At 70.2% G+C, this 12,570-nt stretch carries 12 protein-coding genes; 5 read left to right on the top strand and 7 right to left on the bottom strand.

Going from position 1 to position 12,570, the window contains the following annotated elements; genetic code table 11:
- Nucleotides 1-7 precede the first annotated feature (7 nt).
- Nucleotides 8-613 carry a 50S ribosomal protein L25/general stress protein Ctc gene (locus BOSE125_RS02395; RefSeq protein ID WP_159549444.1) on the bottom strand — a complete coding sequence of 202 codons (606 nt, stop codon included), beginning with the start codon at nt 611-613 and terminating at the stop codon, nt 8-10.
- Between the two features lie 187 nt (nt 614-800).
- Here BOSE125_RS02395 and BOSE125_RS02390 point away from each other — a divergent pair, with 187 nt between their 5' ends.
- From BOSE125_RS02390 to BOSE125_RS02380, 3 genes are read left to right on the top strand one after another with little or no spacing between them, the layout of a single operon-like run.
- Nucleotides 801-1,859: a MoxR family ATPase gene (locus BOSE125_RS02390; RefSeq protein WP_371300560.1), complete on the top strand. Its 1,059-nt coding sequence runs from the start codon at nt 801-803 to the stop codon at nt 1,857-1,859.
- A gap of 33 nt (nt 1,860-1,892) precedes the next feature.
- Nucleotides 1,893-3,059 carry a DUF58 domain-containing protein gene (locus BOSE125_RS02385; protein WP_159549441.1) on the top strand — a complete coding sequence of 389 codons (1,167 nt, stop codon included), beginning with the start codon at nt 1,893-1,895 and terminating at the stop codon, nt 3,057-3,059.
- Entirely contained in the window at nt 3,056-5,428 is a 2,373-nt protein-coding gene (locus tag BOSE125_RS02380; protein WP_159549438.1) for a transglutaminase family protein, read from the top strand. Before BOSE125_RS02385 ends, BOSE125_RS02380 begins: the two co-directional genes overlap by 4 nt.
- A 134-nt stretch (nt 5,429-5,562) precedes the next feature.
- Here the strand turns inward: BOSE125_RS02380 and BOSE125_RS02375 are convergent, their stop codons facing one another.
- The 5 genes from BOSE125_RS02375 to BOSE125_RS02355 all read right to left on the bottom strand — a co-directional run bounded on the left by BOSE125_RS02375 (nt 5,563) and on the right by BOSE125_RS02355 (nt 9,870).
- A complete protein-coding gene (locus tag BOSE125_RS02375; protein WP_159549435.1) occupies nt 5,563-7,056 on the bottom strand; it encodes an NAD-dependent succinate-semialdehyde dehydrogenase in 1,494 nt (497 codons plus the stop codon).
- Between the two features lie 182 nt (nt 7,057-7,238).
- A complete protein-coding gene (locus BOSE125_RS02370) occupies nt 7,239-7,640 on the bottom strand; it encodes a VOC family protein (RefSeq protein WP_159549432.1) in 402 nt (133 codons plus the stop codon).
- A gap of 40 nt (nt 7,641-7,680) precedes the next feature.
- The gene (gene rsmI, locus BOSE125_RS02365; RefSeq protein WP_159549429.1) at nt 7,681-8,556 is read right to left on the bottom strand and encodes a 16S rRNA (cytidine(1402)-2'-O)-methyltransferase; all 876 of its coding nucleotides are present in this window, start codon (nt 8,554-8,556) and stop codon (nt 7,681-7,683) included.
- A gap of 55 nt (nt 8,557-8,611) precedes the next feature.
- Entirely contained in the window at nt 8,612-8,734 is a 123-nt protein-coding gene (ykgO, locus tag BOSE125_RS02360; RefSeq protein WP_159549426.1) for a type B 50S ribosomal protein L36, read from the bottom strand.
- Complete coding sequence (locus tag BOSE125_RS02355; RefSeq protein ID WP_159549423.1) at nt 8,731-9,870, bottom strand: GTP-binding protein; 1,140 nt, start codon at nt 9,868-9,870, stop codon at nt 8,731-8,733. Before BOSE125_RS02355 ends, ykgO begins: the two co-directional genes overlap by 4 nt.
- Nucleotides 9,871-10,036: 166 nt before the next feature.
- Here BOSE125_RS02355 and BOSE125_RS02350 point away from each other — a divergent pair, with 166 nt between their 5' ends.
- Both BOSE125_RS02350 and BOSE125_RS02345 read left to right on the top strand, forming a co-directional pair.
- On the top strand, nt 10,037-11,431 hold the full coding sequence (locus BOSE125_RS02350) for a TrkH family potassium uptake protein (RefSeq protein WP_371300559.1): 1,395 nt from the start codon (nt 10,037-10,039) through the stop codon (nt 11,429-11,431).
- Complete coding sequence (locus BOSE125_RS02345; protein WP_236557777.1) at nt 11,424-12,194, top strand: TrkA family potassium uptake protein; 771 nt, start codon at nt 11,424-11,426, stop codon at nt 12,192-12,194. Before BOSE125_RS02350 ends, BOSE125_RS02345 begins: the two co-directional genes overlap by 8 nt.
- 53 nt (nt 12,195-12,247) lie before the next feature.
- Here the strand turns inward: BOSE125_RS02345 and BOSE125_RS02340 are convergent, their stop codons facing one another.
- Nucleotides 12,248-12,568, bottom strand: coding sequence for a metalloregulator ArsR/SmtB family transcription factor (locus BOSE125_RS02340; protein WP_159549417.1), 321 nt, complete (start codon nt 12,566-12,568; stop codon nt 12,248-12,250).
- Nucleotides 12,569-12,570: the final 2 nt, after the last annotated feature.

Genomic DNA, 12,570 nt, shown 5'->3' with positions numbered 1-12,570 from the left:
AGAGGAATCAGCCCTCGGTGGACTCGGCGGCCGCGGTCTCTTCGCCTTCACCCTCGGTGTCGCCCAGGTCCTGGACCGTGAGCTCGGAGATGGTGGCGATGACGTAGTCGTCGGCCAGCTCCAGGGTGGAGCCGGCGGGCAGCTGGACGTCGGCACCGAAGACGTGCTCGCCCGCGGCGCGGCCCTCGATGTTGATGGTGACGCTCTCCGGCAGCTGCGTGGCATCGGCCAGCACCGGCACGGAGGCCTCTTCGAGGTTGAAGGTGGTGCCCGGGGCGGCTTCACCCTCGACGTGCACCCACACGTCCACGACGACCTTCTCGCCGCGCTGGACGACGATGAGGTCCAGGTGGTCGATGGTCTGCTTGATGAAGTTGCGCTGGATGGCCTTCGGCAGCACGAGGTGCTCCTCGCCGTCGCGGACCACGGTCAGCAGGGCGTTGGGGTTACGGACGGCCAGCGAGGTCTGCTGGGCCGGCATCAGCAGGTGCACGGGGTCGCCGCCGTGCCCGTAGACCACGGCGGGGATCAGCCCGTCGCGGCGCGCCTGGCGGGATGCGCCCTTGCCGAAGTCCTCGCGCAGGGTGACCTGGATCTTGGTGTTGTCGCTCATGGTGTTCCTCCTGTACTTCTTCATCCGCGGCCACGGTGGTGGCGGCGGGCCTTCCAGGCAGGAAAACAGCCGTGCAGTACGGCGGCCTCGTCGATCACGGAGCTGAAAGCTCCCTCGCCTGGGCAACGCCGACCATCCTACCAGTAGGCTGGGTTCCCGAGGGACCCGCACCAGCGCAGGAGGATCCGTGGACGTGTCAACCGCCAGGCAGGAGCACGAGGACGGAGCCGGACAACGGCACGAGGACGGGCCCGGAAGCGGCCCGCGGCAGGACGACTCGTGGGCGGCAGGCGGCGAGCGGCTGACGGCCGCCGCGGCGGCGATGCTCAACGCCATGGACTCCGTGGTGGACGGCAAGCACCAGGCGGTCCGCGCCGCCCTACTGGTCCTGCTGGCCGGTGGGCACCTGCTCGTGGAGGATGTCCCGGGGGTGGGCAAGACCCTGCTGGCCCGGGCCCTGGCCCGGACCGTGGGCGGGAAGGTCAATCGCATCCAGTTCACCCCGGACCTACTGCCCGGGGACGTCACCGGCGTCTCGGTGTTCAACCAGGACCGCCACACCTTCGAGTTCCGCCCGGGAGCGGTGTTCGCCAACATCGTCATCGGAGACGAGATCAACCGCGCCTCGGCCAAGACCCAGTCCGCCCTGCTCGAGTGCATGGAGGAGCATCAGGTCACCGTGGACGGGACCACCCACCGACTCGAGGAGCCGTTCATGGTGGTGGCCACCCAGAACCCGGTGGAGTCCGAGGGCACCTATCCCCTGCCAGAGGCCCAGCGGGACCGGTTCATGGCCCGCATCACCATGGGTTATCCGGACCCGGAGGCCGAGCTGCAGATGCTCCGCACCCACCAAGGGCCGCTGCCCTCCTCCGCCCCCGTGAACCGTTTGGCCCCCGTGACCACCACACAGCAGGTCCTGCAGATGATCGAGGCGGTGTCCCGCGTGCACGTCTCCGAGGCCGTCGCCCGGTACGTGATCGACCTGGGCCGTGCCAGCCGTGAGCACCCGGACGTCCTCGTCGGCGCGAGCCCACGGTCCCTGCTGCAGCTGCTGCGGGCGGCCAAGGCCGAGGCCGCGATCAGCGGCCGATCCTTCACCACGCCCCAGGACGTGGCCGGCGTCGTGCCCGTGGTGTTCCCGCACCGGCTGATGCTCCGGCGCCGCTCCACGCAGGAGGCCGCCCAGGCCGACGCGACCACCCAGCGGATCCTGCATTCGGTCCCGGTGCCGGCCGGCCCGTGATGTCCTGAGCCGCTCTGAGACGATCCCCCCGCCATGGCCTCCGACCTCCCCTCCCGGCGCCCGTCCGCCCGTACCTCCCGCCGCGCCATCGCGGGCGCCTCCTCCCCGACCACGCCCCGGCCGACGCCGCGCGGACTGGCCCTGACCGTGGCGGCGGCCCTGCTCGTGGTGGCGGGGCTGGCCCTGGGCCGGCGTGAGGCCGTCGCGCTGGGACTCTTCCTGGCCGTCGTCGTGGCGGTGTCCTGTGCGGTGCTGGCCGCACGGACCGTGCTGGCCCGGCGCATCCGGCTGACGCGGTCCGTGGTGCCCGGCGCGCTGCAGGTGGGTGGCAACGCGCAGGTCACCTTTGACGGTGGCGTACCCGGCCTCATCGATGCGCTCCCCGGCGGCCGGTCGATTCCCGTAGCGCAGGGCGGCTACCGGTGGCGGGCCGGCGAGCGCGGGGTGTACGACGTCGGCCCGGCCCTGGCCCGCCTGACCGGCCCCTTCGGCCTATGGTCGGCCCGAGCCCAGGTCGCCGGGACGAGCAGGGTCGAGGTGGAGCCCCTGCCGCTGGAGGACGACGAGCTCGACCAGGTCCTGCGGGCCGGCGTCGGTGAACACGACGCAGCCGACCTGCTGGGCAGCCAGGCCGCCCCGGACGACCTGCTGGTGCGCGAGCACCGGGACGGGGACGCGCTGACCCGCGTCCACTGGGGCGCAACCGCCAGGACCGGCCGGCTCATGGTGCGTCAGGAGGAGTGGGCACACGACCCCTGGGCGGTGGTGGTCCTGGACTGCCGCGCGGTCTCCTTCGCCGCCGGGCGGTTCGACGTGGACGGCGGTGCCGGCCGCCACTGGCAGAGTTCCCCCGGGTTCGAACGGGCCCTGCAGGCGGCAGCCGCCCTGATCCTGCGGCTGCAGGATGCCGGCCACCAGGTGCTGCTGATGGACCAGGACGGCCACGCCCTGGACCCGTCCCTGGCGCCGGCCGTCCTCGAACCGTCCTTCCGGGAGGCCACGTGGCCGGCCGCCTTGCCGGGCGAGGCAGCCGCCGTCGTCGCCCTGCTCGGGACCGCCGTGGCACAGGACCTCCCGGTGCTGGCCACGGTGCCGCACCACCTGCAGCGGGTGGCGGTGCTGTTCGGGGCGGAGGGCCGCCGGGATGCCGCCACGCGGTTGGAGGCCGGCGGCTGGCTCGTCGCGGAGGGCGGGTCATGACCGCGGCTCGTCAGCTGTTCAGGACCGTGTGGCTGCCGGCGGTGCTGGTCGCGGTGCTGGTGTTGTCCGCCGCCGTGGCCGTGGATGCCGCCTTCCGGGCACCGCTGACCACGTGGCTGATGCCGGCCGCCGGACCTGCCGTGGTGGGGCTGGGGGCAGCGGCCGTGGTGCGCAGCCTGGGGCCCCGGATGCTGCGCCCGCTGCTGGCGGGGCTGCTGGCCGCCGGATGGTTCTGGTGCCGGCAGTGGTGGCCCGAGACCTTGATGGTCGGGCTGGTGCCACAACCGGAGACCCTCACAGCGATCACCACCTCCACCGCCGACCTGCGGGAGACCATCTGGACGGCGACCATCCCGGTGGAGACCAGCGCGCCGCTGCTGGCCGGCGTCGGCGCCGTCCTGGCCCTGACCGCCCTGGTGACCGATGCCATCGCCGTGGGCCTGCGCTGCCCCGCCATCGCCGGCCTGCCCCCGTTGGCCCTGATCGCCGGGTCGGCCGCACTCACGGCGGGGTCCACCCCGTGGCCGGCCCTGGCGCTCGCCGCCGCGGCCGGCGTCGCGGTGGGGGCGCTGATCGTGGCGCAGCTGACGCTGCCCTTCCTGTCCGCCGGGCTGGCACCCGAGGGCCAGCGCTTCATCCTCGGACAGGGCACCGGGCCGGTGAACCCAGCGGCGGACCTGAGCCAGGAACTGCGCAGCGGCCAGGGGTATGCGGGTATCACCTATGAGACGGACGACGGTCTGGGCGTCTACCTGCGCACCGCCGTGGTGGACGACGTGATGGCCTCCCCCTGGGATGCGAATCCACCGCAGTACGCCGGCGATCCGTCCAACACCCCATTCTACCCGGCCGCGGCCCACCTCGCTGAGATCGAGGGCGGCGAGGTTGTCGATGCAGGCAATGCAGACAATGCCGGCGACGCTGCCGGCACCGACGGCACCGCGGGCACCGGGGAGGGCAGTGCCCCGCCGAGCCGGGACCTGGTGTCCCTGACCCTCGACGGATGGGCCGGGAACTGGGCCCCGCTGCCGGACCAGACCGTGGAGATCGAGCCGATCGTCGGCGAGTGGGGCTGGCAGGTGGATCCCACCACCTTCAGCGCCTACCGCCAGGAGGCAAGCCCGGTGGAGATCTCCTACCAGACGGCCGTGCTGCCCCTGGACCTGACGTTCGAGGAACTGGCCGACCGGGCCGGCGCCATCGCCCCGCAGGGCGTGTACAACCGGTGGGGTGCTGACCCGGCACTGGAGGGCTCCGCCGTCCAAGCGCTCGCCGAGGACCTCACCGCGGGCACGGACAATCCGGTGGAGCAGGCCGTGGCACTCCAGGACCACCTGCTCTCCGACGACTTCACCTATTCGGAGACGGCTCCCGTGGAGCAGGGCTATGACGGGTCCGGCCTCGAGTTGACGGAGCAGTTCCTGGAGGCCGGCGCCGGGTACTGCATCCACTTCGCCTCGGCCATGGTGATGATGGCTCAGTCCGTGGACATCCCGGCCCGTGTGGTGGTGGGGTACGCTCCGGTCGGCGCGGTGGACGGGCGCCACCGGGTGACGGCGGACCGTGCCCACGCCTGGCCGGAGCTCTACATCGACCAGGTCGGCTGGGTCCCCTTCGAACCCACCCAGAGCGTCGGCCGCGTGCCGTCCTACGCCCAGTCCGAGGACACCGCGGAGCCCACCGCCGCACCCGATCCCTCGGTGGAGGGCCAGGAAGCCTCCCCATCCCCGTCCGCCTCCGAGGAGCCGGAGTCCCCCGGTGACGACGCCGGCCCGGGCGCCACGGCCGGGCCCGGCACCCCAGGTGCCCCCGGACTGCCGGTCGGCGTGCTGCTCACCCTGGCCGGGACGATCCTCGCCGTGATGCTGTTGCTGGCACTCCCCCGCGGACTCCGGCACCGTCGGCGGCAGACACGCCTGTCCTCCGGATCCACGCCCCTGGCCTGGGCGGAGGTGGAGGACACCACCGTGGACCTCGGCCTGGGCCGGAAGCCGCATGAGTCCGAGCCGGTGTTCGCCTCGAGGCTGACGGCGGTGGCTTCGGTGAGCGATGCGCCCGCGGTGGCTGTGGCGGCAGGGACGGCAGGGATGGCAGGGCGGTCGCCGGACCTCGAGGCGGTCGGGGTGGCAGGGTTGGCAGGGATGGCCGGGGGTTCACGGGACCTCGTGGCGGCCGGGCACACCCTGGTCGAGGCGATCACCTGGCTCCGCTACGCCCCGGACGGTACGCCGCCCCCGGAGGGGACCGAGGACGTGGCTGTGGCCGCCCGGGTGATCATCGTGGGACTGGAGGACGCCGCGGATCCGGCCGTCCGGCGTCGTGCCCGGTGGTTCCCGCGGTCCCTGGTGCCAGAGTCACTCCGCCGCTGATCCCACGCGACCAGTGACGGACCAACACATCACAAGACCCACTGATCGTGACGATTCCCGGTGATGATCACCGGGAATCGTCACGATCGGCGGGTCAAAAGTGGGCAACCGGCGCGACGCCCTGACGTCAGGGACTACCTCTTAGCGGCGTACGGGTCCGCCATGCCGATGTACTGCACCGTGGTGTACTCCTCGATGCCCTCGGCGCCTCCCTCGCGGCCCAGGCCGGACTGCTTCACCCCGCCGAACGGGGCGGAGGCGTTGGAGATGACACCGGCGTTGAAGCCGACCAGGCCGAACTCGATCTGCTCCGAGACCCGGAACATCGTGTTGACGTCCTTTGTGTAGATGTACGAGGCCAGCCCGTACTGCGAGGCGTTCGCCAGCTCGATGGCTTCCTCCTCGGTGGCGAAGGTGGTCACGGGGGCCACCGGGCCGAAGATCTCCTCGGAGAGGATCGGGTTGTCATTGCCCACGGACAGCAGGGTCGGGAGGTAGAAGTAACCGTCGCCGTCCTTCGGCTGGCCACCGGTGACGACCTCGCCGCCGGCCGCCACGGAGTCCGTGACCAGCTGGTGGATGTCATCCCGAGCGCCGCCGTCGATGATCGGACCCACGGTGGACTCCGGCTCGGTGCCACGGGCCGGGTTCAGGGCCTTCAGCGCGGCGGCGAACTTGGCCTTGAACTCCACGGCCACGTCCTCATGGACCAGGAAGCGGTTGGCCGCGGTGCAGGCCTCGCCCATGTTGCGCATCTTGGCGGCCATGGCGCCCTCGACGGCGGCATCCAGGTCCGCATCCGCGAACACCAGGAACGGGGCGTTGCCGCCGAGCTCCATGGAGGTGCGCAGCACGTTGTTGGCGGCGTCCTGCATCAGCTTCACGCCCACCGGGGTGGATCCGGTGAAGGAGACCTTGCGCAGGCGCGAGTCCTTCATCAGCGGGCCAGAGATGGCGGAGGCCGAGGAGCCGGCCACCACGTTCAGCACGCCCTTCGGCAACCCGGCCTCCTGCATGACCTGCGCGAACAGCATGGAGGTCAGGGGAGTGAGCTTGGCGGGCTTGAGCACCATGGTGCACCCGGCGGCCACGGCGGGGGCGACCTTGCGGGTGGCCATCGCCAGCGGGAAGTTCCACGGGGTGATCAGCAGGGACGGGCCCACCGGCTTGTGGGTCACGATCATTTTGTTCTTGCCCTCGGGCGAGGTGAAGTAGCGGCCGTAGTGGCGCACCGCCTCCTCGGAGAACCACCGCAGGAACTCGGCGCCGTAGGTGACCTCACCGCGGGCCTCGGCCAGCGGCTTGCCCATCTCCAGGGTCATCAGCAGGGCGAAGTCCTCGGCCCGTTCGGTGACCAGGTCGAAGGCGCGGCGCAGGATCTCGGCGCGCTCACGCGGGGCGGTCAGGGCCCAGTCGTGCTGGGCGGCCGCGGCGGCGTCCAGGGCGGCCATGGCGTCATCGGAGTTGCCGTCCTGGATGGACAGCAGGACCTTGCCGGTGGCCGGGTCATGGACATCCAGGGTCTTGCCGGAGCTGGCGTCACGCCACGCCCCGTCGATCAGCAGGCCGGTGGGGACGGACTGCAGCAGTTCCTGCTCGCGTTCGGCAGTGACAGTGGTGACAGTCATGGGGAACCTCTTTTCCGGTCAGTCGGCTCGGTCGGGCCAGCGCCGGTGAGACCGCGCGGCTGGGCACCTTCGATCTCAGCCTACTGGCGACGAAGCCCCGTGACGCGAGCAGGTCACTTTGCGACTGCGCTGGTGCGGCCGCGGATACTGCCCAGGAGATCACTGGGGAGTCAGCCGCGGTGTCAGCCGCCCGTGGGGAGCCGGTCCGACTCCTCGGCCTGGCACAGACAGAACGGGTGCCCCGCCGGGTCGAGGAAGACCCTGAAGCTCTCGCCCGGTTGGTAGTCCGTCTTGGTGGCCCCCAACTCGAGGACGGCTTTCTCCCCGGCGTCGAGATCCTCCACCATCACGTCGAGGTGCATCTGCTGCGGGTTGTCCTGCCCCGGCCAGTCCGGTGCGCGGTAGTCCTGGGCCCGCTGGAAGGAGATGCAGTTGCTGCCATCGGCGGGACGGAGGTCGAGCCAGTGGTCGTCGCCGTCGGCCTGGTCCTGGGCGTCCCACCCGAGCAGGGCACCGTAGAACTCCGCCAGAGCCGCCGGATCCGGACAGTCGATCACGAACGTGGGAAAGCGTGCGATAGCCATGGGCGCCACCGTACCTCTCCGGAATCGGAAGGCCGAGGCCTCAGGCGCGGGCGGCCAGCACCGCCTCATAGAGGTCCCGCTTCGGCACGCCGCGGGCGGCGGCCACGGTGTTCACCGCCTCCTTCAACCGGGTTCCGGAGGCCACCAGGACCTCGACGTCGGCCACCTGGCCGGCCGTGTCCGTGTCGGGTTCCGCTTCGGTCCCTCCGGTGACGATGACGATCTCGCCGCGGATCTCCTTGGAGTTCGCCCACTGCACCAGGTGGGCCAGCGATCCCCGGGCCACCTCCTCGTGGAGTTTGCTCAGTTCCCGGGCCACGCACGCGGGCCGGTCGGCGCCGAAGGCGTCGCGCAGTGAGGCCAGGGAGGCGGCCAGCCGGTGCGGTGACTCGAAGAACACCAGGGTGCGGGCGTCCCGCGCCAGTTCGGTCAGCAGGCGTGCCCGCTCCCCCTCCTTGCGGGGCAGGAACCCCTCGAAGGCGAAGCGGTCCGTCGGCAGGCCGGACAGCGCGAGCGCCGTGGTGACGGCGCTGGGCCCCGGGGCACAGGTGACGTCCACGCCCTCGGCCGCGGCTGTGGACACCAGCCGGTAGCCGGGATCGGACACCAGCGGCATTCCCGCATCGGTGACGACGGCGACGACGGCCCCGCCCCGGGCGGCCGCCAACAGTTCCGGCGTGGATTCGCGTTCGTTGTGCTCGTGGTGGCTGACGACCTTCCCGGTGATCCGCACGCCCAGCCCCTGGGCCAGGTGATGAGCCCGCCGGGTGTCCTCGGCAGCCACGATGTCCGCGGTGGCGAGCAGGTCCTTGAGCCGCTGGGAGGCGTCGGCCAGGTTCCCGATCGGTGTGGCTGCCAGCACGATCTGACCGGTGGTGTCGCCGAGCCGGTCCTCGGGAGTCTGTGTAGGCGCCATCCCCTCATGCTAGAGCCCTGTCCGAGGACTGAGTCCCCGCCAGGGCTGACTCGCCTCAGCCCTGGCGGGCCTTCATTCGAGGATTCTTCTTGTTGACGACGAACACGCGCCCGCGCCGGCGGACCACCTGTGCGCCGGGGACCTTCTTCAGCGCCCGCAGTGAGTTCCGTACTTTCATGATGCCCTCCGGGAATCGATGTCATGGGTGGTGTCCAGGCCGAACGGGTCGGCCAATGTGGTGAAACCGTTCTTCATCTCGGTCTCTGTCAGCTGACAGTCGGTGAGAAGTCGGATGATCTCGGCAGCGTCGAGGCTTTCCCCGGTTGCGGCGATCACGGTGCTCGGGTGGCCTGCGTCCGCCCTGGCGCGGACGGTGGTGACCGGGTCTTCAACGCCTGTTGGCTCCTGCGGGTGATCGTGCAGGTAGGCAGGCCAGGGACCCACATTCTCCAGCCATACGCGGGGACCGGCCCCCCGCAGCAGGATCCGGCACTCCGGTGCCGGTGCCATCCAGAGTTGGCCACGCAGACGGCAGCATCCCTGGGCGAGAGAACGCAGTGCGTGATGGAAGCGCCCTGGGTGCAGCGGGCGGTGGAACTGGTGGACGACGGTGGTGAACGGAGATTCCTTCGCGATCCCGGCGCATGATGGCCCTCCCACGTCTGTGTTCCGTCCCGATGCAGTCGCTCCTGGGTGGGCAGGACAGATGTCGGTTGCCCGGTCGGTGACCCGCGCATGAGGAGCCAGTTCCCGGAGCAGCTGCACGCCTCGAGCGCTGGCAGCAGGGTCGGCCGGGACCACGTCGGGGTCTGCCAGTAGCACGGTGTCGATCGAGGCCAGCTCCTCCATGAGGAACTCTCCGGAGGTCCTTTCATCATCGGGCAGGGCCAGATAGCCGGACTCGAAGAGGGTGTGACGGTCCCAGATCTGGTCCTCGACCGCACCCGGCGAGCAGGCCAGCACCACGGCGTTGAGCACCAGTGACCGGCGCGCGCCGCCGCTCAGCGCCCGCACCACGGCAGCCGCCGGCAGCGCGGGAGGCAAGCCGAGAATGAGGTGGTCCACGCCAGCTTTCCCTGCGCGTTGCACGGAGGGCTCAATGTCCAACCGGATGGCGCAGTTGGGACAGGGATGTTCCAGTCGAGTCTCTCCCCGCTGTGGGGGCGCCCCGGACCGGATCGATCGGCGCACCAGCAGGCCGTCCTCCAGTAGGTCATGCAGCATCAGCACGGCTTCGGGATAGGCAACGGCCAGCATGTCGCAGGCCTGTTGACGGCATAGGGCATCGAGGGCGCTGACGACGGTGAGGTGCATAGTCGACATGCTACATGAGAACGATTCTCAATACCGTGTCGGGCCCCACCAGGGGCAGTATCACCTCTGTGTCACGCGTCGAGGGAACGGCACCCACTCAAGATGTGACGTACGGCAGCATCGTTTCGCTGGTCAACACGGTTCGTCGAGAGTAGCTTGTTCCCTCGTGACCTTGCCCCCGCTTCGGCGGAACCTTCTCCGTTCGGCACGCCGGCCGGCCTCGCGACCTGCGCCCCGCCGGTCCCACCGGAAACCGGCCCAGGTGATCGTCCTGGGGTTCCTGGCCGCGATCGTGGCCGGCACCGCGCTGCTCATGCTCCCCGTGTCCTACCAGGACCGCGCCCCGACCCTTACCGAAGCCGCCTTCACGACCACCAGTGCCATCACCGTGACGGGTCTGGCCGTGGTGGACACCCCGGAGTTCTGGACCATCTTCGGCCAGCTGGTGATCCTGGTCCTCATCAAGGTGGGCGGACTGGGGGTGATGACCTTCGCCACGGTGCTGGGCCTGCTCATCTCCCGCCGATTGGGTCTGTCTCGGAGGCTGGAGACCGCAGCGGAGGCCCGGGCCGAGGGCATCGGAGATCTGTCCCGCATCCTGCTCGGCATCGTCAAGGTCTCCGCTGTCATCGAATCGGCCGGTGCGGTGCTGCTGTTCCTACGGTTCTGGCTCGGACACGGACTCGACGTCGGCACGGCGGCCTGGCACGGTGTCTTCCACGCGGTCTCGGCCTTCAACAACGCCGGTTTCGCCCTGTACTCGGCCAATCTCATGGACTTCGTGGACGACCCATTCATCTGCCTACCCATCGCCGGATGCATCATCCTCGGCGGCATCGGCTTCCCGGTCCTGGTCCAATTACGCCGACACTGGCGGCTTCCGCACCGGTGGACCATGAACACCCGGCTGGTTCTTCTGGGCAGCGCGCTCCTGCTGGCCGGGGGCACCGCCATGTACCTGATCCTGGAGTGGTCCAACCCGAAGACCTTGGGCCCCCTGGACCCGGCCGCCCGTGTGCTGGCGGCCTTCTTCCAATCCGTGACGACCCGCACCGCGGGGTTCAACTCCCTGGACTTCGGGCAGATGGACCCCATCACCCTGCTGGGCACAGACGTCCTGATGTTCATCGGTGCCGGCCCCGCCGGGACCGCCGGCGGGCTGAAGATCACGACCTTCGGCGTACTGTTCTTCATCATGCTCACTGAGCTGCGCGGACAGGCCGCGGTCAACGTCATGGGCCGCCGTCTGGCCCGGTCGGCGCACCGGGAGGCCATCACCGTGGTGCTACTCTCGGTCGCCGCCGTGACCGTCGGCACGGCCGTCCTCATGGGCCTCAGCGAGGAGACCTCGGACCGGCTGCTCTTCGAGGCCGTCTCTGCCTTCGCCACGGTGGGGCTGTCAACCGGCATCACCGCGACCCTTCCCGAGGCCGGTCAATGGGTCCTGATGGTCCTGATGTTCCTGGGCCGGATCGGTCCTGCCACCGTCGCCGGCGCCCTGGCGCTGCGCGAACGCCAACTGCTCTACGAACTCCCAAAGGAAAGGCCCCTCCTTGGCTGACATCCCCGCCACTGACCCCCGCGAGCCCCCGCGCGGTGAGCCGCGACGCCGGCACCGGCACCGAGTCGTCGGCGCCTTCACCAACCCGTTCACCGGCCCGACCTCCGCCCGTCCTGCCGGACAAACCGTCGTCGTCCTGGGCCTGGGCCGGTTCGGAGCCGGATTGGCCCTGGAACTCATGGAATCCGGGTGTCAGGTCCTGGGGATCGACGTCCGGGAGCAACCGGTGCAGGCCCTCAACGGCCAGCTGACCCACGTGGTGCGCGCCGACACGACCTCCGAGGAGGCCATGCGCCAACTCTCGGTCCACGAGGCCGATCGGGTGGTGATCGCCATCGGAACCCACCTCGCCGCCTCGATCCTCACGACCTCACTGATGATCCGGTTCGGCATCGACAACATCTGGGCCAAGGCCAACGACGACGCTCACGAGACGATCCTGCGCCAACTCGGAGTCCAACACGTGGTCCACCCCGAACGGGACATGGGCCGCCGACTGGCCCACCTGGTCCGGATTTCCATGGAGGACTATGTGGAGGTCGAGCCCGGATTCGCCATCGTCCGCACCGGAGTCCCCCAGCGATACGTCGGGCGGGAACTGGCAGAGACCAGGCTACGGGCCGAACGGGGCGTCTCGGTCGTGGCCGTGAAGGACCAAGGCGAATGGATCTACCCGGACCGCGACTACATCCTCCAGGCCGATGACACCCTGCTTGTGGCCGGACCGACCCGCAAAGCCGAGGCTTTCGCACAACTGAACTGAATGGGGGCCGCGGTGATGGGCGGCCTGCCGCAGCCATGCGGTAGCTGCAGGTCTTACGCCGTGGCTGTGCCGGTGATGTGTTCGGCGTGCGAGAGCGCCTCGGCCAGAAGGCGGTTCACGTGCGCATCGGTCGCTGAGTAGTAAGCGAAGGTGCCCTCACGCCGGCTGTCCACCAGGCCCGCCAGTCGCAGCTTGGACAGATGTTGGCTCACCGCCGTGGGCGCGGCACCGACAAGCTCGGCCAGGGCGTTCACACTGGACTCGCCCTGGAACAGCGCCCAGAGGATCTTCACTCGCGTTGCGTCGGAGAGCATTCGAAAGGTCTCCGCGGCAATCCGCGCATGATCGTCATCAGGGGCGGCGTGGACAAGCATTG

Origin of the sequence: Citricoccus sp. K5 (assembly GCF_902506195.1) — a bacterium.
In the GTDB taxonomy this organism is placed as follows: domain Bacteria; phylum Actinomycetota; class Actinomycetes; order Actinomycetales; family Micrococcaceae; genus Citricoccus.
Note: the sequence above shows the minus strand (reverse complement) of the source record. Positions and strands in the feature narration are given on the sequence as shown.